Raw genomic sequence first — 21,004 nt, forward strand, 5'->3', positions numbered from 1 at the left:
ATCACCCGGCAGTTGGCCTGCCGGGTGAAAGGGCTATCAGCGCACGGGTGGTGCGTATTGAATGCCGCCGTTATTCCACAGAGCGTTCAGCCCGCGGTCGATGGCCAAAGGGGTATTTTTGCCGAGGTTTTTCTCGAAGACTTCGCCGTAGTTACCGACCTGGCTGACAATCTGTACTACCCAGTCTTTTGGCAGTTTCAGGTCTTTGCCATATTCACCGTCAGCACCCAGCAAACGGGCCACATCAGGGTTTTTGGTCGACTTGGCTTCAGCCAGGACGTTTTTGGAGGTGATGCCCGCCTCTTCAGCATTGAGCATGGCGAACAGAGTCCACTTCACAATGCTGAACCAGTCTTCGTCGCCCTTGCGCACGACAGGGCCCAGCGGCTCCTTGGAGATGGTTTCAGGCAATACGACGTAGTCGCTCGGGTTCGCCAGTTTGCTGCGCTGTGCGTACAACTGCGACTTGTCGGAGGTCAACACGTCGCAACGGCCGCTTTCCAGCGACTTGGCGCTTTCATCGGAGGTATCGAAAGTGATTGGGGTGTATTTGAGGTTGTTACCGCGGAAGTAATCCGACACGTTCAACTCAGTGGTGGTACCGGCCTGGATACAGATGGTTGCACCGTCCAGCTCCTTGGCACTTTTAACCCCCAGCTTGTTGTTGACCAAAAAACCGATGCCGTCGTAATAAGTCACGCCCGCGAACACCATGCCCATGCCCGCATCACGGGAGCTGGTCCAGGTGGTGTTACGCGACAGCACGTCCACTTCGCCCGATTGCAGCGCGGTGAAACGCTCCTTGGCGTTCAACTGGCTGAACTTGACCTTGGTTGCATCGCCAAATACAGCGGCGGCCACTGCTCGGCAAATGTCTGCATCAATACCCTGAATCTTGCCAGTGGCATCCGGCACCGAGAAACCCGGCAATCCGTCACTGACGCCACATTGCACAAACCCTTTCTTTTTAACGCTGTCCAGGGTTGCGCCTGCGTGGGCAAAACCACTGGCACTGAGTAACACGATGGCTGCGGTGGCCAGAGCCAGGGTGGATTTCAACTGCTTCATTCAAACCTCCAGTGATGCTTTTGTTGTGTTTGAACAAGACCCGCCGCCCCCTTGTGAGGCACTGTTGACCCGTGTTGGCTTTTTATTGGGTCAAGCGGCATAAGTCTTGAGCGATGGGTGCATCGCACGAACCGTCAAACTGAAGCGCTCACTTGAGCTGTTGAATTCCTTGTCTAACTTCAACCTCGGGATTTTTGCTGTCCCCCCACCGGCAGTAGCCTGTTAGTGTTACCGCCGAAGGTGAGCGCATTCACGTCCCTGTCCACAAAGCAAAGCGCGTACCACTCCTGCTGCTTAAGTAAGTTCAGTAGGTAATGCAGGAAAAAACGTTCAAGCAAGCGACATTTTCTGTAACTTTTAACCGATCAAGCACATTTGTAGCGCACCCGGTTTGCGCACATGCACAACGATGGAGCAGTCATGACCCAACCTCTTGTCATCCAACCCCAAAAGACCGCAGACGCCTGTGTTATCTGGCTCCACGGTCTGGGTGCCGACCGCTATGACTTCATGCCGGTGGCCGAAATACTGCAACAGTCGTTGCTGACCACACGCTTCGTATTGCCACAGGCACCGACCCGCGCGGTGACCATTAATGGCGGTTATGCCATGCCGAGCTGGTACGACATCAAGGCCATGAGCCCTGCCCGTTCCATCAGCGAAGAAGAGCTGGAAGAGTCGGCCGACATGGTCATTCAATTGATCGAGGCCCAGCGCCAGAGCGGTATCGACTCCAACCGGATATTTCTGGCCGGTTTCTCCCAAGGCGGTGCCGTGGTCTTCCACACCGCCTACCTGAAATGGCAAGGACCATTGGGTGGCGTACTTGCCCTCTCCACTTATGCCCCGACCTTCAGCGAAACCCTGCCATTGTCAGCCAGCCAGCAACGCATCCCGGCGCTTTGCTTGCATGGGCAGTACGACGAAGTAGTCCAAAACGCTATGGGCCGTACGGCTTATGAACGCTTAAAAGCCGCAGGTGTGGCGGTTACATGGCAGGAATACCCAATGGGCCATGAAGTGTTACCCGAAGAAATTCGCGACATCGGTACCTGGCTGGCGAAACGCCTGGGCTAAAACCGAAACATCCTGTCGTTCACTACGCCGAGCACCCGACTTGCATTACACTGCCCGGCGTACACTCCTTAACCAACTGATGAGATGACCGTGCTCAAAGCACTCAAAAAAATATTCGGTAAAAGCGAGGCTGAGCCGCTCGCGCCAGCATCCATCGCACCTGTGAGCAACCCCAGCCCGCGAACCGACGCGCAACAGTCTGGCCGTGCTGCTCCTGCTCCTGTTCCAGCCGCTGCGCCGGTGAGCACTCCTGACGCACAACCTGCTGCTGAACAACCACGCGTCGAAAAACCAAAAGCTGCAAAACCACGGCGTGAAGCAGCGCCCAAGCCACCGGTCATTCCCTGGAAACTCGAAGATTTTGCGGTCGAGCCACAAGAAGGCAAAGTCCGGTTCCACGATTTCAAGCTCACCCCCGAGCTGATGCACGCCATTCAAGACCTGGGCTTTCCGTACTGCACGCCGATCCAGGCTGAAGTGCTGGGCTATACCCTGAGCGGTCGCGACGCCATTGGCCGCGCCCAGACCGGTACGGGTAAAACCGCTGCATTCCTGATCTCGATCATCAGCCAGCTGACCCAGACCCCGCCGCCCAAAGAACGTTACATGGGCGAGCCGCGCGCACTGATCATCGCGCCGACCCGCGAGCTGGTGGTGCAAATCGCCAAGGACGCCGCCGACCTGACCAAGTACACCGACCTCAACGTCATGACGTTCGTGGGCGGTATGGACTTCGACAAGCAGCTCAAGCAGCTTGAAGCGCGTCATTGCGACATCCTGGTCGCCACGCCGGGCCGCCTGCTGGACTTCAACCAGCGCGGCGAAGTGCATCTGGACATGGTCGAGGTGATGGTGCTCGACGAAGCCGACCGCATGCTGGACATGGGCTTCATCCCGCAAGTACGTCAAATCATTCGTCAAACGCCGCCGAAAGCCGAGCGCCAGACGCTGCTGTTCTCTGCGACCTTTACCGAGGACGTGATGAACCTGGCCAAGCAATGGACCACAGACCCTGCCATCGTCGAAATCGAGGCGGTCAATGTCGCCAGCGACATGGTTGAGCAGCACGTGTATGCCGTTGCCGGTGCCGACAAGTACAAACTGTTGTTCAATCTGGTGAACGACAATGGTTGGGAGCGGGTCATCGTCTTCGCCAACCGCAAGGACGAAGTACGCCGCATTGAAGAACGCCTGGTGCGTGATGGCATCAACGCCGCCCAACTGTCGGGTGACGTGCCGCAGCACAAACGTATCAAGACCCTCGAAGGCTTTCGCGAAGGCAAGATTCGCGTACTGGTGGCCACCGACGTGGCAGGACGCGGGATTCACATTGACGGCATCAGCCATGTGATCAACTTCACCCTGCCCGAAATGCCCGACGACTACGTACACCGCATTGGTCGTACTGGCCGTGCAGGCGCGAGCGGCGTTTCCATCAGCTTTGCCGGTGAGGACGACTCGTATCAACTGCCGTCGATCGAAGCCTTGCTGGGCCGCAAAATCAGCTGCGAAACACCACCGACCGAACTGCTGCGCCCTGTTGTACGGGCCGTGCGCAAGCCCCACGATCCGGATGCAACGGCTTGATGCCATCGCATGCAAGCCCACGCCCACAGTGGGCCCTGGCGTAGCCTGATGATGTGAACACCACCAAACCTGTGGGAGCGGGCTTGCTCGCGATAGGATCAACGCGGTTTAAACGATAAACCGCGCCGCTTGCATCGCGAGCAAGCCCGCTCCCACACAGTATCCTCCCCTACTTCCAGCGATCCGCCGCCGCTTCATCGCTGGCCCGCCCTTCAACCCAGCGCGGGCCGTCATTGGTCTGTTCTTTTTTCCAGAACGGGGCACGGGTCTTCAGGTAGTCCATCACAAATGCACAGGCATCAAATGACGCCTGGCGATGGGCACTCGCCACACCTACAAACACAATGGGCTCACCCGGCTCCAGCGCTCCCACCCGGTGCAGCACTTCAAGCCTGAGCAAGGGCCAACGCTGCCCGGCCTCATTCATGATGTTGGTCAGCGCCTTTTCGGTCATGCCCGGATAGTGCTCCAGAAACATCCCCGCCACGTCACGCCCGTCATTGAAGTCGCGCACATAACCGACAAAACTCACCACCGCCCCCACGCCCATGTTGGCCGCGTGCAACGCGTTGAGTTCGGCGCCCGGATCAAAGGCTGCCGCTTGCACCCGAATCGCCATGTTCAGCCTCCGGTCACAGGCGGAAAGAACGCCACTTCATCGCCATCTGCCAACCCTTCATCCAGCTTGCACAGCTCCTCGTTGCGCGCACACATCAGGTTGGACTCCGCCAAGACCTGCCAGGCACCCCCGCGTTGCGTCAGGTGCGCGCGCAACGCGTCGATGGAGGTGAATTCACCTTCCACTGATTCGCCATCCAGCCCCAGGTCTTCACGGTAGCGAGCAAAAAACACCACGTTGAGCTTCATGACAGGTCAGCCTGAAAGTGCCCGCTCTTGCCGCCGAGTTTTTCCAGCACACCCACGTTTTCGATGGTCATGCCGCGATCCACGGCCTTGCACATGTCATAGATCGTCAGTGCCGCGACGCTGGCGGCAGTCAGGGCTTCCATTTCGACACCGGTCTGCCCGGACAATTTGCAACGCGCCACGATCAACACGGCATCGCTGCCACGGGCGCTGAGTTCAACCTTGACGCTGGTGAGCATCAGGGGATGGCACAGCGGGATCAAATCCGAGGTTTTCTTCGCCGCCTGTATCCCGGCAATGCGCGCCACCGCGAACACATCACCCTTGGGGTGACCGCCACTGACGATCATTTCCAGGGTTTCAGGGCGCATGCGCACCACCGCTTGTGCCACGGCCTCACGGGAAGTCACTGCTTTATCGGTGACATCGACCATGTTGGCGCGGCCTTGGGAATCTAAGTGTGTCAGCACAGGGGGTACTCCAGACAGGAGACTCGATTGTAAACCCGAGTTTCAGTGGAAGGCCATCGACCCCGCGAATACCGCGCATCAGAACATCGAATTGGCCGCCCACGACCATTCGCCGTACAACGGTTGAAACTCTGGAGAAGCCCTTATGCTACTTTTTATAGCCATTACCCTGAGCCTGCTGGCCGGTGCTGCGGTGCCCCTGCAGGCAGGCAGCAACGCACGACTGGGCCTGATGCTGGGGCATCCCTTTTGGGCCACCGTGATCTCATTGCTGGTGAGTGGTATCGCGATTGCGCTGGTGATGCTGATCGTCAAAGTGCCACGGCCCAACCTCGAGGCCTTGATCACCGGGCCCTGGTGGATCTGGCTGGGCGGGCTGGCCGGGGTGTTTTACATCACGGTGGCTCTGATCACCGTGCCTCGACTGGGTGCGCTGAATTTCATCATGGCAGTGGTAGTGGGCCAGCTGATCATTTCACTGCTCATCGATTATTTCGGACTGCTGGGCTTGCCTAAAAACACACCTGGCCTGCAAAAACTGCTCGGGGTCAGCGTGGTGCTGGCAGGGTTTTTCATTGCATCACGGGGCTGAGGGCGGGCTCACCTGCCTGATCAGATCTCGCAGCCAGCGATGGGCCGGGTCTTCATTGAAACGTTGATGCCAGACCTGCACATAGTTGAACGGCGCCACTGTCATGGGCGGCGCCAGCGCTATCAGGGTGTCGCCATATGACAGGTTGTCCAGCGTACGGGTGGCCACCGTGAGAATCAGGTCAGTGTCGGCAATCATCCCTGGCGCCGCGCCCCAATGAGGGACGTTGACCGCAACCCGTCGATGCAGGCCCTGGGCGCGTAATACGTTGTCGACCTCGCCCTGGGTGTTGCCATCCGTCGACACCAACAGGTGCGGGCGAGCCAGATAACTCTCCAGATCGAGCACGGCATTGTCCGCAAGCGAGCGACGATCGAGCAGGCACGTGAAGGTTTCTTCAAACAGCACATCGCTGGAAACATCCGCCGGCAACGCCGCAAAAACCCCCAGGGCCAGGTCGATCTTGCCTTGTTCGATCTGCTCCAGCATGCCCAAGCGGCTGTCCTGGACCACCACAAGCGAGGTATCAGGGGCCTTGGCCCGCAATTGCACCAGCAATTTGGGCAACACAATAGCGGCGCCGTAATCGGACATCGCCACGCGAAAGGTGCGCTGAGAGTCGGCCGGCACAAAATCGATGGACTGGCCGAGCAGCGCTTCGATCTGCCCAAGGATCGCCTTGAGCGGTGCCTGAAGATTTTGCGCCAACGCGCTCAGCACCACGTCGTTGCCCTGACGAATCAACAACGGGTCATCGAGCAACACCCTGAGTTTGCTCAGCGAATGACTGATGGCTGGCTGACTCAGGTGCAAACGGACACCGGTGCGGGTCACGTGTTTTTCCGTGAGCAGCGCATCGAGCACCACCAGCAGATTCAAATCAATATTGCGCAGTAACACCCCGACGCTCCTGTCTTGGTCAACTCCAGGGCAGCGCGGCATTACCAGATTCAACAAGACCCAAGGGCCCGGCGCGCCACCTCCGCCAGCTTACCTTACAAAGCCGGGTTACCAGACATGTAGCCAAAACAACGGTGGGAGCGGGCTTGCTCGCGATGAAGACGGCGCGGTGTAATCTGAAACACCGCGCCACTTTCATCGCGAGCAAGCCCGCTCCCACCTTCAAACGGTTACAAATGAGATTCGGCGTATTCGGCCAGAATCGAACGTGGCACCCCTTGCAGCGCGATGTGCACGCCGTTGGGGAAGTCTTTGAAACGCTCCGTCAGGTAGGTCAGCCCCGAACTGGTGGCTGACAGGTACGGTGTATCGATCTGTGCCAGGTTGCCCAGGCACACCACTTTGGAACCGGCGCCCGCACGGGTGATGATGGTTTTCATCTGGTGCGGTGTCAGGTTTTGGCACTCATCGATCAAAATCAGGCTTTGCTGGAAGCTGCGACCGCGAATGTAGTTCAGGGATTTGAACTGCAACGGCACTTTACTCAGGATGTAGTCGACGCTGCCGTGGGTGTTTTCGTCATCCATGTGCAGAGCTTCGAGGTTGTCGGTAATGGCCCCCAGCCAAGGTTCCATTTTCTCGGCTTCGGTGCCTGGCAAAAAACCGATTTCCTGATCCAGGCCCTGCACGCTGCGGGTACAGATAATCCGCCGGTAGCGCTTGCTGACCATGGTTTGTTCAATCGCCGCCGCCAGCGCCAGGATGGTCTTGCCCGAACCCGCCGCACCCGACAGGTTGACCAGATGGATATCCGGGTCAAGCAAGGCAAACAGCGCCAGCCCCTGGTAAATATCCCGCGGTTTCAAACCCCAGGCTTCCTGATGCAGCAACGGCTCCTGATGCATGTCCAGAATCAGCAACTGGTCCTTGCGCACCTCCTTGATCCAGCCGACAAAGCCCTGCTCATCGATGATGAATTCATTGATATGCACCGCCGGCAGGTTTTCGTTCATCTGTACCTGATGCCAGGTACGGCCATGCCCCTGACGGGTTTCGACTTTGTTGACCCGGTCCCAGAAAGAGCCGGTCATGGTGTGATAACCGCGCGACAACATCGACACGTCGTCAACCAGTTGGTCGGTGCTGTAATCCTCGGACTCGATCCCGCAAGCCCGGGCCTTGAGGCGCATGTTGATGTCTTTGGTGACCAGCACCACGCGCAACTTCGGCTCACGGGCGTGCAGGTCAATCAACTGGTTGATGATGATGTTGTCGTTGAGGTTTTCGGGCAACAGCGCGTTGGGTTCCCGGCGCTTGCTCATCATGATCGACAGAAAGCCCTTGGGTGCGCCTTTGCCTCGCTGGATCGGCACCCCCTTTTCGACATCTTCAGGGCTGGCAACCCCCAGCAACTGGTCAATCAAACGGATGGCCTGACGGCACTCGGCTGCCACCAGTAACTTGCCGGTCTTGAGCTTGTCGAGTTCTTCGAGCACCGTCATCGGGATCGCGACGTGGTGTTCCTCGAAGTTAAGCAGTGCGTTTGGATCGTGAATCAGAACATTGGTATCGAGTACATAAAGGATTGGCTGGTTGGAAGAAGGAGTGCGTCCGTGATCATCCATACTCGGTCACCTTTGTGGGAGCCAGTCGACGCAATACCACAACAGTGCTGCGCCTCGAAGTGACTGCCGTATGCCCTGCCCGATGGGTCTTGGAAGACGCCACCTGTGTTGCAGGTTTCGGCCGTCTGTCTTCGTAATACTCCTAAATGTGTGACAAAAAAAAGTTTTTTTAGCGATAACCCACTTTATTTTTTTGAGTGACGAATCGCCTTGGCGAATGCCCAAAGCAGGGCTAAAGTCATATATTAACTGCATGTTTTTACAGCACTTCGCAGTCCTCCCAACCCAGCCCGCTCTGTGCCGTCGCCTTGAGTAACCAGGGCAACGCGGTACGAATTTTGTCCTGGGTGTCGTGAAACTTGATCACGCCATGACGCCACAGCAGCATCAGGCTCAACACCCGCTGTGCCGACTCCTCGCCACTCAGGTTGGCCGCCATGTCCTGGGCATCAATATCCCACAGCGACACCTGCAAGCCCTGCCCCTGGAAAAACGCCCCGCTATCTGCCCGCCGCTGCCCGTAGGGCGGGCGAAACTGTGCCAGATAGTTGTGCGGCACAACCTGCTTGACCAGGGCAACGCTGCGTAAAATCGAGTCCTGCCACTCTTGCCAATGACTGTGGGAGCGATACTCCCAGCCCTGCACACCCACGCACTGCCCCTTGTACAGTGCTTGCAGCGCCCGCTCACCGCCTTTGTCCAGGCGTACTTGCAGGCTGTTGCCCAACACAAAAAACCTCGCACTCAGGGACTGCTTGCGCAAGTAATCGGTCAACCAGTCGGTGGTACCCGGCAATTGGGAGGGACCACTGTCGAAGGTCAGTACAAACAGCCGATCATGCATCCCGACGCCGTTAGTTTCCTGCTCGCCGAACAGCTCGATTTCACTGCTGATTTGCGGGAACAGCGCGGCCTTGCGCAGTTGCTCATCCAGATAACGCCGGTGAAACTCACGGCTTGGCTCAGCCCAGGCCGCATAAAACGAGTCATCGGCCACTGCAAACTTGCCCGCCTGCTCACGCAAGCTGTCCATGCCGTCAACGTAATAGCAAAACGAGGCATCCTGATCACAGCTTTGCTGGGCAACGTTGTAGTTGGCCAACAGCCGCTGCCACATCCGCTTGCGCACATGATTGATGGCATCCTGGTTGATGTTTTTCAGACCCAGGCGCTGTTTGAGTGCGTTTTCATCCAGCGCCTCGCTGGCCAGCAAGGCATGGGCGAAGGCAAGAATTTCGGCCCTTGAGGCCACATCGAACAAGGCCGGGCTGGTCAACTGCTCGGGCCAGGCGCTGCGATCCAGCGTCGCCGGTTCATTGGGTGCTGCAACGGCCCCCAGGCACACCAGCCAGGCCGAGAAAAAAAGAGCAATGCGCACGGGTCAATCTCCCTGTGAAAACTGGCAGCACTATAGCGGCTACAGGATTTTGTATTTGCCCTCTATCAACGTCATAGGTGGAGTCAAACCGCCCAACCCCCTAGAATCCCCCGACGCTAAAAGGAGACGAACTCATGCTGATGGTGATTTCACCCGCTAAAACCCTCGATTACGAAACGCCGCCCGCCACAGCACGTTTCACCCAGCCGCAGTATCTGGACCACTCCCAGGAACTGATCGAACAATTGCGCGAACTGAGCCCGCAACAGATTGGCGAGCTGATGCACTTGTCCGACAAGCTTTCGGGCCTCAATGCGGCGCGCTTCGGCAGCTGGACTCCCGCCTTCACCCCCGAAAATGCCAAGCAGGCACTGCTGGCCTTCAAGGGCGATGTGTACACCGGCCTTAATGCCGTCGACTTCAGCGAAGCGGATTTTGACTACGCGCAAACCCATCTGCGCATGCTCTCCGGGCTGTATGGCCTGCTGCGCCCGCTGGACCTGATGATGCCGTATCGCCTGGAGATGGGCACCAAGCTGGCCAATGCCCGGGGCAAGGATTTGTACGCGTTCTGGGGCACGCAAATCAGCGAATGGCTCAACGAGGCCCTGGCCGAACAGGGCGATGACGTCGTGCTCAACCTGGCGTCCAACGAGTATTTCTCGGCGGTCAAAAAGTCGGCTTTGAACGCACGCATCATCAATACCGAGTTCAAGGATCTGAAAAACGGCCAGCACAAGATCATCAGCTTTTATGCGAAAAAAGCCCGCGGCATGATGAGCCGGTTTGTGATCAAGGAGCGCATCAACAACCCGGATCACCTCAAGCAGTTCGATGAGCAGGGTTATCGCTTTAGCGCTGAACAGTCCAAGCCTGATCTGTTGGTGTTTTTACGCGACCACGCTCCACAATGACGGACGCGGTGCAGCCAGCCAATGCTGACTGCACCCGCCTCACTGACGTCACTGCAAACCGTAGTGAACATTCATGTAACTTGAGTAATGTTTCATGCGGTCATTCACATAACTGGCAGGCAAGTTATTGAATACTTTTTCCTTGCCCGACTTCATGAACGACATGCCCCGGTGTTTATCTTCAATTGAAAACAACTGTTCAAAGAGCGGCGACTTGCCTGTTCGGCTCCGGGCTTTGGCGTTGTCATCATATTCCTTGATTAGTTTTCTACGCTTATCGCTGACACCTCCCGTGATCGCTAACACCGGGAACGACATTTCGCTGTTGCCCTTCAATGTTGCATCATCCAATCGAAACGCAGGATCCGCGTCCCTGCCTGCTGTTTCTGCCGTATTGCCTATGCTGAATTCCCCGACATCGGCGGTATGCACCATGGGAAAGTTTGGCCACGGATCAACAATCACCAGTTTTTCATCGCTCATCTGGCGACGGTCGCCGATCACCACAAAAGCATGATCAACGCCCTGAGCATTAACGCGAAATACCGGTTGCTCGGTTTTGGTGCTGGCCAGCAGGCTAAAGGCAATTTCCGAATGTTCACCGCAATTACCGGTCCGGCATTGAATATAAGCGCTCGTACCCTGTTTAAACTGACGCTGCTGGAGAAAGTCTGCCGGATCCCTGCGTGATCGCCACAAATCAACAAATTGATTGGGCGAACCTTCAATCAACAGGGTTTTAGTGACCAGGTTAGTCACATGCCCCTGTTTGAAAGAGTTGTACATTTCAGAACTCAACTCTCGTGTCTTGCTGCTGGGTTTTACTTCGCCCCGACCGGCATCATGTACCTTCCAGGCAGGCTTGACCTGCGGCCCCTCAAGGTCGATCCCTTTCTTTTGCTCTTTGGTCAAGTTACTGACGTCAATGCGTACCGCACCATCGCCGTCCATAAAGGTTATCGGGTTGCCTCCAACAAACGCATAGACATTAGGCCCATCCAGATAACCCTTGGGATCAGGGTTGACCCATCGCTGTAGCCAGGGCATGTAATAGCGAAGCCCGTAATAATAAAGCCCCGTTGCATCCCGCTCCTTGCCCGAGTAACACAACGTGCGATAACTGCTTTCGCTCGAATCTCATCTCTCACTGAACGCCGTGGTGCCAAACGGATGATAGGTTTCGCGACTGACTACCTTGGCCTGGCTGTCCAGTTCAAGGGTGCAAGAGCCCAGAAGATCGCCAAGAGAGTAGCGATATTGTCGATTGGCTAGCCCTTTGGGGGGTGAGTCTTTCCAGTGCAACACTTGCACACTGTTGCGACCCGCCTGCGCGCTGATCACGTACAAGGTTTCGCCGGTGGCGTTGTTGGTGCGAACTTCCAGCCCCGGCAGATAGCGAGTCTCGCTGATGACGGTACGGACATTGGTTTGTACCGAGCGGATCTTGCGCTGACGCAAGCCGTCAACATCGTAAATATAATGCTCGCGGTCATCGAGTCCCGACTCGCGCTCAACCGGTCTGACTTCGCTTAGCTGGTTGCGCAGGTTCCACCCCAGAGCCCGCGCATTATCCAGAGATCGCAGATTGCCGCACGGATCAAAACCTGCCTCAATCTCGGCTTGCGTGGGTGCCTGTCCATTGTGTTCGGCCAGGCACCGATTGCTGTATTTGCCAGCCGTCAGCACGCGCCCATGCCTTTGCGGCCCCTTGTGAATCAGCTCCAGTAAATTGCCTGCTCCGTCGTAACCGTAGGCTTGATGGTATGAGGCCACTGCCTGAGGATCCGCAATCTGGTCTGGCCCACGGTTGTCACTTCCGGCCTCCCACCCCGTGGCCTCGACCAGTTGGTAAAGGCTGTCGTAGGTGTAATGGTTGATCGGCTCGATGCGCTGGTTGGCGAAATGACGAACCGCCAAGGCCTTGTCCTCGATACTCAGGATATTGCCGACCGGGTCATGGACGTAGTTCAAATCCTGCAAGGCTTGCTGCTGTGGCAGGCTGGCGTACAGACGTAAAAGCCGGCCTGTTTGAGGCGCGTAATCCAACAGGCTGACAACACCATTGCCAGCGGTTTGACCCGTGATCTCACCTTGGGCGTTGTAATGAATATCGCGCACCAGCACTTTCGGCTCGGCCTCCTTGAGGCGCAACCGGGTCTGGCGCAGCTGACCGTCCACGTTGTGATCAAACTGTTGCTGGTTGCCCTGGGCGTCGGTTTGCATCACAAGCTCACCCAAGGCGTTGAAGACCATCTGCGTGGTGGCGCCCTCCCCGGACTCAAGCAACTCATCGCGATCGCTCAGTGGCTCTGGCCAGTGCGGCGGCACAAGCGCCCGCAAAAAAAACTGTTGTTGTGCAAGCAACGCCCCTTTGATTGAGAAGTGACTGAAATGACAGGTGCCTGCCGGGCTATCGAGGCGGATTACCTGGCCATACTGGTTACGCCCGGCAACAGCCCCATCCGCCGCGCCGTACACGTAACGCGCAATGCAGGATTCAGAGCTGTTCAACGCCTGTTCAAAAACAGCCGTGGGACGCAGCAATTCGTCATACTCGACCTTTTGCTGACTCCAGCGCCCGTCCCAACTGTGCAGCACCTGCCCGAGTTCACCGGTCAGATTGACCCGCACACCGGCATCCACGCTGCGCGAGGTCAACAGCACTCCCGACAGGGAATACATATTCTCAAGGTTGCTCGGGGTAGATGGATCCTCTGCCCGCAACGCCCATAACCGCGGATCCCATTGCGCCGCAGCCCTGCCCACTGCATCGAACTTGATTCGACTGACACGCGCCTCGGCAACCGTGCTGCTGGCAGCACTGCAATAAGCGACCGAGCGCACCGTCCGGCCTTGCGGGTCCGAAACAGCCAGGGTGGGCGTATAGCGATCCTGATCCAACATCATCACTACTCGCAGGCGGGAAGTCACCGATAGTTAATCCTCGGGGCTGCCGCGCTTCGACTGTCAACTATGACAGTTACGACTAACGGCATTGCCCCGGCTCAGTTAAGGTTGTGAGTTAAATCGTCCGTAAACCCGGGCCTGGGCCTAAACTGGGTAGTGAACCTGGGCGAATCCGCTACGCGCCCACAGTCGTATAACGAGACCTTGCAATGCTTATCGGCGTGTTACTGATCATCACCTGGCTTGTCCTGCTGCTGCGCTATCCGGCCAAGGCATTGCCGGTTTCGTTGGCGGCAGTGTTCGGGCTTGCGGTAGTCGCAGCCTCGGTAGCGTGGCTGGACAGCCGCGAAAATGCGCAACTGGCACGCCTGGAGCTGCGTATCGTCTATGACCCCGCGCAATGCCCGGCAGACCGGCCATTGCAGCTGACCCTGAAAAACAGCAATGACGTACCACTGGTCGAACTCGGCTGGCGCATTGCTGCCTATGCTCCTGGCGATACCGTCAACCTTGCCGACAACCTCTATACCGCCCCTCGCTACCGCGGCCCCGGTGAACTGCAGGCGGGTGCAAGCTGGCAGGACTGCTTGCCGATGCCGCCCCTGCGTGCCGGTTATCGTCCACAAACCCTCGAATTCCGGGCCGAACGCCTGCAGGGCAGTTTTTCCAACTAAGGATTTTTCCATGCTGCGTGTTTTGATCACCGGTTGCTCCAGTGGTATTGGTCGCGCCCTGGCCGACGCCTTCAAGGCGGCGGGTCATGAGGTGTGGGCCAGCGCCCGCAAGCCTGAAGACGTGGCCCGACTGGCAGCCGCGGGATTTAACGCGGTCCTGCTGGACGTGAACGACCCTCAGGCGCTGGCACAGCTAGCCGAACGCCTGTCACGAGACGGTGGCGGGCTGGACGTACTGATCAATAACGCAGGTTTCGGCGCCATGGGTCCGTTGCTCGATGGCGGAGTCGAGGGCTTGCAACAGCAGTTTGAAACCAATGTGTTTTCAGTGGTCGGTGTCACCCGTGCCCTGTTTGCGGCGCTACGCCGCAGCAAGGGCCTGGTGGTCAATATCGGCAGTGTTTCCGGTGTACTGGTGACCCCGTTTGCGGGGGCCTATTGCGCCTCAAAAGCCGCCGTTCATGCATTGAGCGATGCCCTGCGCATGGAGCTGGCACCTTTTGCCATTCGCGTACTGGAAGTGCAGCCTGGCGCTATCGACACCCACTTTGCCAAAAATGCCAGTGCCCAGGCCGAACAGTTAATCGACCAGCAGTCCGCCTGGTGGCCCGTGCGTGAGGGTATTCGCGCCCGGGCAAAAGCCTCGCAAGACAACCCCACCCCGGTAACAGACTTCGCTCAAGCGGTGCTCAAGGCCGTACAAAAACCTTCCCCGCCGATGGTGCTGCGTTACGGCAATGGCAGCCGTGCCATGCCGTTGCTGGCAGCACTGGTGCCCCGCAGGCTGCTGCACAAAATCCTGATGAAACGCTTTGGGCTGAACGCATCGTTGTGATGCCCAGGCACTTGTGGGAGCGGGCTTGCTCGCGATGGCATCTCCTCGGTTTTCCTGAAAGACCGCAGCGTTTGTATCGCGAGCAAGCCCGCTCCCACAGTGTTTGCGAAACCACGTTCACGCATGGGCCTTCATGAAATCGATAAATACCCGCACTTTCAGCGGTAGATGACGGGTATCAGGGTAAAGCGCATAAACCCCCTGGCGGGTCAGTTGCCAGCCGGGCAGCAGCCGCACCAGTCGCCCGGCCCGCAAGTCCTCCTCAACCAGCCAGTCGGGCAAGATCGCCACACCCTGCCCCGTCAAGGCAAAAGCCTGCAGTACCGATGAGTTTTGCGCCTTGATCCGCGCCCGCGAAGGGTTGGGCTGGTAAGGCCTGACCAGGCCACTGCTCAACTCGGTAATGTTCAATTCCCCTACCCGGCCATGCTCCAGCCACGGCGTTTGCTCCAGGGCCTGCACGCTGTTGATGGGCGCCACGCTGGCGACAAAGGACGGGGACGCCACGGGCACAATCTCGAACGTACTCAACTGCACGGCACGATGACTGGAATCAAGAACCCGGCCCAGTCTCAAGGCCACATCGAAACGCTCCGAGATCAGATCCGCGTGGGTCGACGATGTCGACAAATGCACATTGAGATCGGGGTGCACGGTGCGAAACAGCTCAAGCGCCGGCACGACCTTGGCCAGCGCATACTCCACCGTGGTGGTGATACGCAGGGTGCCCTTGAGTTGGGTGTGTTCGCTGCGGGCTTCGTCAATCGCCAGCCTGGCCGCCTGCAGCATGCTCAGGCAATGCACATAAAAACGCTCACCGGCCTCGGTGAGGGCCAGCCGTCGGGTGTTGCGCGTCAGCAAGGTCACACCCAGTTCGGCCTCGAGCCGCTTGATATTGAAACTGACCACAGCACGGGTTTGTCCCAGCAAATCTGCAGCCGCCGTCAGCGAACCAGCCTCGACAACGGCTTTGAAGGTGTCGAATCGATCGAGGCTAACCATGCAACATTCCACCCATTGTCAAAATAATTTTGACAATCTAGCAGCGAGCGGACGGTTCCTCCACACGCAAAAGCTGCTTACTGTGCGGCCTCCAGTCAAGGAGCCGACCATGGCCTACCGCAACAAAATCGCAGGGGTGTATTTACTGGGCTTTGCGCTGGACCTGGTCAACATGTTCGCCGCCTCGATTGCCTACCCGGACATCAGCCAGGAGCTGCAGGCTTCAGTCACTCAGCTGGCATGGATCGGCAATGCCTACATGCTCGGGCTGATCCTGATCATCGTGCCCAGTGTCTGGCTGACACAGCGGGTGGGGGAAAAACGCCTGATCGTACTTTCCCTGCTGCTGTTCAGTGTGGCGTCGTGGTGCGTGGCCCGGGCGGCTTCGATCGAGGCACTGATTGGCTGGCGCTTGCTTCAGGGGCTCGGTGGCGGACTGCTGATACCGGTCGGTCAGGCCATGGCCTATCGGCACTTTCCGATCCGTGACCGGGCGCGCCTGACTTCGGTGATCTTGCTGGTAGCCCTGCTGGTGCCCGCACTCTCGCCAGCTCTGGGGGGCTGGATGGTCGAAGCGATGTCCTGGCGCTGGGTGTTTTACGCCAATCTGCCGCTGGCCCTGCTCACCCTGCTGCTGGCCGGTTATTGGCTAAAATCCGAACCACGCCTGCAAAACCCGCCTCCTCTGGATTATCAGCGTGTACGGGCGGGTGCCATCGGCATGGGCCGCTTGCTCAAAGGCCCGTTGCTGCAAGTGGCGATGCTTGCCTACCTGTTTATTCCCGGCATTTTTATCGGCACGCAACTGGTGAGTATTTTGTATTTGCACCAACTGGGTTTCAGCGCCACGCAAACCGGTGCGCTGATGCTGCCCTGGGCGCTGGCGTCGGCGCTGGGCATTACATTGAGCCGTTACCAGTTCAACCGCCTTGGCCCCAAACCCTTGTTGCTGTTGGGCATGGGCGCACAAGCCGTGGGCATTGCCCTGTTGATCCAGATCGATGCTTCCAGCACCTGGCTGCCAATGGCGCTGTACGCGCTGATGGGATTTGGCGGCAGCCTGAGCAGCAGTACCGCGCAGAACACGGCATTTATCGACATCTCGCCCGAGCACATGGGTTATGCCAGCGCACTCTTCAATATCAACCGTCAGTTGAGTTTTCTGCTTGGCCCGGCGCTGATGATGGCCCTGTTTGGTGCATTGACCGCGATCACCTCGACGCACCACGCCTTTGCCCTATGCTTTGCCATCGGGTGCGCATTGACGCTGGTGCCGCTTATTCCCGTTCTACGCCTCGATACACCCCGCGTGCTTGCCTTGCTCGCACCCTGACCTGGAGATCCTGATGACTGATTATGCGAGCTACTTCGACCTTGTAACCGAAACCCACGTCGAGATTGAAGGCTGGTTTTCCGGGCTGGAGCCCGGCGTGTTGCCAGTTCTACTGGGACGTTTTTCGCCGCAGTTTTCGATGATTGCACCCAGCGGCACAGTGCTGGATATCGATGGCGTAGAAGCACTGTTCGAACAACTGCGCGGTGCGCGCCCGGGCCTGAACATCACCCTCAGCGAGTTCAAGGGTATTGCCCTGCACGCGGGCGGTGCAGTGGTCAGTTACCGCGAGCTGCAGGAGGAGCATAACGGCAACCGCACCGACCGCCGCGCCACCGTGGTATTCGAGAAAGACGCCAGCGGCAAGGTACTGTGGCGGCATTTGCACGAGACGTTTTGCGCGGCTTGAACCCCGGTCTCGATCGTGTGGGAGCGGGCTTGCTCGCGATGCAGTCACTGCGCAGTTTCAGTTAAACCGCGTCGTGGCCATCGCGGGCAAGCCCGCTCCCACATTACTCGGCCTTGCCCTGATCCACGATCACCGTACACGTCGTACCCGCTGCCAGCAGGAAACCCTCCGGGATTTCATCGATGTGGATGCGCACCGGCACCCGCTGCGCCAGACGCACCCAGTTGAACGTAGGGTTTACGTCCGCCACCAGTTCACGGCTCTCGGGGTTGTCACGGTCGTAGATGCCGCGGGAGATGCTCTCGACGTGGCCCTTCAACACTTCACCGCTCATCATTTGCAGATCGGCTTTGTCGCCCACGCGGATGTGCGGCAGCTTGGTTTCTTCAAAAAAGCCATACACCCAGAACGAATCCTGGTCGATCACGGCCATTTTCGGATCCCCCACCCGTGCATAGTCACCGCGATGCACGTTGAGGTTAGTCACGTAGCCGTCGACGGTGGCCAACACTTTGGTGCGTTTGAGATCAAGCTGCGCAGCGTCCAGTTGAGCCAGGGCGTGCTGATAATCGGCCAGGGCCGAGTCGGCGATGTTGCTGGCGTCGTCACGGTTTTCGCGGGAGATCACCAGACTGTCCATGTCGGCCCGGCGATGGGCGTTGACCTTGCGCATTTCCCAGGTCGCCTTGCGGGATGCCACCAGGGACTGTGCCTGCCTGACCACGATCTGGTAATGCTCGGGGTCGATTTCCAGCAGCACATCGCCCTTTTTCACCCACTGGTTATCCTTGACCGGCACGCCGACCACATAGCCGTTGACGTCGGCCGCAACGTTGATGATATCGGCCCGCACCCGTCCATCACGGGTCCACGGGGTGTTCATGTAATGTTCCCACAGGGTTCGGCCGATCCATATCGCAAGGGCCAAAACCAGCAAGGTGGCGAGCAGGCTGAAGAACTTTTTCATCGGATCGGTCTCAACGGTAAACAGTGAGCGCCATGGCGCCAAAAAGACAGGCAAACAGGCTCAGGCGCAACAGCGCCGGGTGCCAGAAGAAGCGGTACAGGTCGTAGCCGGAAAACAGTCGGTCAAAGCCCCATGCCAACCCCGCCGCGATAAAAAACATCAGGGTCATGGTGGGCATGTAGACGCCGTGGAAGGCGATTTCACGAGGCATGTTCTAGTCCTTGCGGCTGGGCGTAGGCGGCCAGCGGCGATTGCGGGTCGAGCAGTGAAGTACGGATAAAGTGCAGGTAGCTTTGCACCCGGACCAGCGCCGAGGTGTCGAAGTTGCGGGCAAACGGTTCGTCGGTGGATTGCACCCGGCCAATGGCGTGGTCGACGGCAATCAGCGCACGTTCCAGGTTGCTCTCGCTGGGGGCGATAAATAGCCGGACCAGTGCCCGGCCCATCACCCGAATGGCCTGACGCCACGGCTGGGCCGGGGCGTAAGCCGGGTGAACCGGCAAAATCGCCTGCTCTTTACGCAGCTCGATAATCGCGTGGCCGACTTCCAGCACCACAAACATCCAGCGCAGCAGTTCACGCTGTACCTGGGGTTTGCCGGCGGCCAGGCCATAGGCCTGATGCATCAGGTCGCGGGTACGACTTTCCAGGCTGGAGCTCAGGCCACGCAACTTGCCGCTGATGGCGTACACCACTTGCTCGCGCAGGTCCTGTTCCAGACGGCTCCACAACCAACGGCTGTTGGGCGGCAAAATAATTGCCCCCGCAGCAGCGCAGACCAGCATGCCCAGCACCATTGCGATGTAGTCATTGATGAACTGGTACGGGTTGTAGATCGTCAGGTTGTCGGGGACCGAACCGATGCTGAAAAAAATCAGCAGGCCCAGGCCGACCCCGGCGTAATTGGCCCGCGAGGTCAGGAACGAACCAAAAACAATCACCGGCGTCAGCACCAGGCACAGCAGCGGGAAGCCGTCGATGTTGGGGAGTACGAAGAACATTTCGACAAAACCCACCAGCGCCCCGATAAAGGTGCCGCAAGCCATCTGAAACGCCATGCGCTTGGGGTTTGGCGTGGCGGCAGACAAGCCCACGGTGGCGGCAGCGACCAGGGTCATGGTGGCGCCGCTGGGCCAGGCGGTCATCACCCAATAGGTGCCGAGTACCACCAGAATGAACGCGGCCCTGATCCCCGAGGCAGCGGCAGACCACCAGTTGGTTTGCGAGATAAAGGGCTGGTCCCAGCGCTCCCGTTCGTGGGTGTGATCGGCCAGCGAGGCGTGGGTCAGTGCATAGTTGTGCAAATCGTCGACAAAGCGGAACAACAGTTCGTAAGCCGTGTTGAAGTCCAGAAGGTCCGATGAGCCGGGCTCACTTTCCAGGAACTTCACCCGCAGTGCACGGACGTGCCCCGGCAGGCTCGCCTTGAACACATCCAGTTGCTCGGCCAGCAAGGCCGCATCTTTATCGGTCATCGAGCGACCTGAGTAGGTGTCGAGCAATTGAGCGAGCATTTCCAGCTCGGGCTCAATGGCCGACACCACGTCCACCACGCCACGGCTGCGCAAACGTGCAAGCAACTGGTGCAGGGCATTGAAGCGCGTGGTGATGGCCATGAACTCGCTGTTCAGGCGGCTCAGGCGGCCACTGCGACGACGCATGTGCGGGTCTTCAAACACCGTTACGCTGCGCATGCCTTCCAGCCCTACGCTCTCAGCGATAAAGCGCACATTGCTGGCTTCATAGGCCTCCTGGGAGGACTGGCCGCGCAAGCCTTCGGCAACGAAACCGGCGAACACACCAAAGCGCTTATACAGCGCGTCATGCATGGCCGCGCCAGCGGTTTTAGGCAAAATGGCAGCGCTGACCACCGTGGCACACAGGATGCCCAGCGAGATCTCGAGCACCCGCCACACCGCAGCCATGAAGGCCCCTTCAGGGTGCGCCAGCGCAGGCAGGCCAACCATAGCCGCGGTGTAGCCGGCCAGTACAAAACCATAGGCGCGAAAGTTGCGGCAACGGGCTGCACCGGCCGAGCAGATACCGACCCAGATCGCTATCGCACCGAGAAACAACACGGTGTTTTGGGCAAACAAGGCGATCAGCGCGACCATCACTGCCGAGCCGGTCAGGGTGCCCAAAAACCGGTAAAAGCTTTTGGCGAACACCTGGCCACTTTGCGGCTGCATCACGATAAACACGGTGATCATCGCCGTGCGCGGTTGCGGCAGCTCAAGACGCATGGCCAGCCACAGGGTCAGAAAGGCCGCGACCAGCACTTTGAAAATATGCACCCAGGTCACGCCATCACTGCGTGCCCAGTCAAAAAAGCCACGGCGCCATTCCAGGGAATACAGCCAGCGTACCGGGGCGGGCAAGTGGTTCATCTACAGGCTCTC

21 protein-coding genes are annotated in these 21,004 nt (G+C 58.4%); 8 read left to right on the forward strand and 13 right to left on the reverse strand.

The annotated features are described in order from the left end of the window. Window positions 1-36 precede the first annotated feature (36 nt). On the reverse strand, window positions 37-1,068 hold the full coding sequence (locus V6P94_RS22725; protein ID WP_338648712.1) for an amino acid ABC transporter substrate-binding protein: 1,032 nt from the start codon (window positions 1,066-1,068) through the stop codon (window positions 37-39). Between the two features lie 420 nt (window positions 1,069-1,488). Here V6P94_RS22725 and V6P94_RS22730 point away from each other — a divergent pair, with 420 nt between their 5' ends. Continuing rightward, a complete protein-coding gene (locus V6P94_RS22730; RefSeq protein ID WP_338648713.1) occupies window positions 1,489-2,145 on the forward strand; it encodes an alpha/beta fold hydrolase in 657 nt (218 codons plus the stop codon). Between the two features lie 84 nt (window positions 2,146-2,229). Continuing rightward, window positions 2,230-3,732 carry an ATP-dependent RNA helicase RhlB gene (gene rhlB / locus V6P94_RS22735; protein WP_338648714.1) on the forward strand — a complete coding sequence of 501 codons (1,503 nt, stop codon included), beginning with the start codon at window positions 2,230-2,232 and terminating at the stop codon, window positions 3,730-3,732. 169 nt (window positions 3,733-3,901) lie between these two features. Here rhlB and moaE read toward each other — a convergent pair whose 3' ends face one another. From moaE to moaC, 3 genes are read right to left on the reverse strand one after another with little or no spacing between them, the layout of a single operon-like run. Continuing rightward, complete coding sequence (moaE, locus tag V6P94_RS22740; protein WP_338648715.1) at window positions 3,902-4,351, reverse strand: molybdopterin synthase catalytic subunit MoaE; 450 nt, start codon at window positions 4,349-4,351, stop codon at window positions 3,902-3,904. 2 nt (window positions 4,352-4,353) lie between these two features. Beyond that, entirely contained in the window at window positions 4,354-4,599 is a 246-nt protein-coding gene (locus tag V6P94_RS22745) for a MoaD/ThiS family protein (RefSeq protein WP_338648717.1), read from the reverse strand. After that, window positions 4,596-5,069, reverse strand: a complete 474-nt coding sequence (moaC, locus tag V6P94_RS22750) for a cyclic pyranopterin monophosphate synthase MoaC (protein ID WP_133076300.1) — start codon at window positions 5,067-5,069, stop codon at window positions 4,596-4,598. The genes V6P94_RS22745 and moaC overlap by 4 nt, the downstream gene beginning before the upstream one ends. Before the next feature lie 145 nt (window positions 5,070-5,214). Between moaC and V6P94_RS22755 the strand changes: the two genes are divergently transcribed. Further along, window positions 5,215-5,661 (forward strand): DMT family transporter, encoded by a 447-nt coding sequence (locus V6P94_RS22755; RefSeq protein WP_338648719.1) that lies wholly within the window; start codon window positions 5,215-5,217, stop codon window positions 5,659-5,661. On the opposite strand, the gene V6P94_RS22760 is transcribed toward V6P94_RS22755, so the two are convergent. The 3 genes from V6P94_RS22760 to V6P94_RS22770 all read right to left on the reverse strand — a co-directional run bounded on the left by V6P94_RS22760 (window position 5,650) and on the right by V6P94_RS22770 (window position 9,564). Further along, window positions 5,650-6,561 carry a LysR family transcriptional regulator gene (locus V6P94_RS22760; RefSeq protein WP_338648720.1) on the reverse strand — a complete coding sequence of 304 codons (912 nt, stop codon included), beginning with the start codon at window positions 6,559-6,561 and terminating at the stop codon, window positions 5,650-5,652. The two genes, V6P94_RS22755 and V6P94_RS22760, sit on opposite strands and share 12 nt — an antisense overlap. Window positions 6,562-6,791: 230 nt before the next feature. Continuing rightward, complete coding sequence (locus V6P94_RS22765) at window positions 6,792-8,186, reverse strand: PhoH family protein (protein ID WP_133076304.1); 1,395 nt, start codon at window positions 8,184-8,186, stop codon at window positions 6,792-6,794. A 259-nt stretch (window positions 8,187-8,445) separates the two neighbouring features. Beyond that, window positions 8,446-9,564: a polysaccharide deacetylase family protein gene (locus V6P94_RS22770; protein ID WP_338648721.1), complete on the reverse strand. Its 1,119-nt coding sequence runs from the start codon at window positions 9,562-9,564 to the stop codon at window positions 8,446-8,448. Between the two features lie 134 nt (window positions 9,565-9,698). Here V6P94_RS22770 and yaaA point away from each other — a divergent pair, with 134 nt between their 5' ends. After that, window positions 9,699-10,478, forward strand: a complete 780-nt coding sequence (gene yaaA, locus V6P94_RS22775; RefSeq protein ID WP_338648722.1) for a peroxide stress protein YaaA — start codon at window positions 9,699-9,701, stop codon at window positions 10,476-10,478. A gap of 48 nt (window positions 10,479-10,526) precedes the next feature. Here the strand turns inward: yaaA and V6P94_RS22780 are convergent, their stop codons facing one another. After that, complete coding sequence (locus V6P94_RS22780; RefSeq protein ID WP_338648723.1) at window positions 10,527-11,588, reverse strand: RHS repeat-associated core domain-containing protein; 1,062 nt, start codon at window positions 11,586-11,588, stop codon at window positions 10,527-10,529. 27 nt (window positions 11,589-11,615) lie between these two features. Next, window positions 11,616-13,409, reverse strand: coding sequence for a hypothetical protein (locus V6P94_RS22785; protein WP_338648724.1), 1,794 nt, complete (start codon window positions 13,407-13,409; stop codon window positions 11,616-11,618). Between the two features lie 185 nt (window positions 13,410-13,594). Here V6P94_RS22785 and V6P94_RS22790 point away from each other — a divergent pair, with 185 nt between their 5' ends. Both V6P94_RS22790 and V6P94_RS22795 read left to right on the forward strand, forming a co-directional pair. After that, a complete protein-coding gene (locus V6P94_RS22790; protein ID WP_133076308.1) occupies window positions 13,595-14,059 on the forward strand; it encodes a multidrug transporter in 465 nt (154 codons plus the stop codon). A 10-nt stretch (window positions 14,060-14,069) separates the two neighbouring features. Beyond that, window positions 14,070-14,894: an SDR family oxidoreductase gene (locus V6P94_RS22795; protein WP_338648725.1), complete on the forward strand. Its 825-nt coding sequence runs from the start codon at window positions 14,070-14,072 to the stop codon at window positions 14,892-14,894. 117 nt (window positions 14,895-15,011) lie between these two features. On the opposite strand, the gene V6P94_RS22800 is transcribed toward V6P94_RS22795, so the two are convergent. Further along, a complete protein-coding gene (locus V6P94_RS22800) occupies window positions 15,012-15,896 on the reverse strand; it encodes a LysR family transcriptional regulator (RefSeq protein WP_326397392.1) in 885 nt (294 codons plus the stop codon). A 109-nt stretch (window positions 15,897-16,005) separates the two neighbouring features. Between V6P94_RS22800 and V6P94_RS22805 the strand changes: the two genes are divergently transcribed. Both V6P94_RS22805 and V6P94_RS22810 read left to right on the forward strand, forming a co-directional pair. Continuing rightward, entirely contained in the window at window positions 16,006-17,229 is a 1,224-nt protein-coding gene (locus V6P94_RS22805; RefSeq protein ID WP_338648726.1) for an MFS transporter, read from the forward strand. 13 nt (window positions 17,230-17,242) lie between these two features. Further along, a complete protein-coding gene (locus V6P94_RS22810) occupies window positions 17,243-17,638 on the forward strand; it encodes a DUF4440 domain-containing protein (RefSeq protein WP_322149906.1) in 396 nt (131 codons plus the stop codon). Window positions 17,639-17,741: 103 nt separating this feature from the next. On the opposite strand, the gene V6P94_RS22815 is transcribed toward V6P94_RS22810, so the two are convergent. The 3 genes from V6P94_RS22815 to V6P94_RS22825 are packed head-to-tail and all read right to left on the reverse strand — an operon-like array spanning window position 17,742 to window position 20,992. Next, window positions 17,742-18,605 carry an HlyD family secretion protein gene (locus V6P94_RS22815; protein ID WP_133076313.1) on the reverse strand — a complete coding sequence of 288 codons (864 nt, stop codon included), beginning with the start codon at window positions 18,603-18,605 and terminating at the stop codon, window positions 17,742-17,744. A gap of 10 nt (window positions 18,606-18,615) precedes the next feature. Beyond that, the gene (locus tag V6P94_RS22820; protein WP_016781859.1) at window positions 18,616-18,816 is read right to left on the reverse strand and encodes a DUF1656 domain-containing protein; all 201 of its coding nucleotides are present in this window, start codon (window positions 18,814-18,816) and stop codon (window positions 18,616-18,618) included. Next, entirely contained in the window at window positions 18,806-20,992 is a 2,187-nt protein-coding gene (locus V6P94_RS22825) for an FUSC family protein (RefSeq protein ID WP_338648727.1), read from the reverse strand. The genes V6P94_RS22820 and V6P94_RS22825 overlap by 11 nt, the downstream gene beginning before the upstream one ends. Window positions 20,993-21,004 lie beyond the last annotated feature (12 nt).

The sequence above is a fragment of the Pseudomonas sp. ML2-2023-3 genome (assembly GCF_037055275.1).
GTDB lineage: Bacteria > Pseudomonadota > Gammaproteobacteria > Pseudomonadales > Pseudomonadaceae > Aquipseudomonas.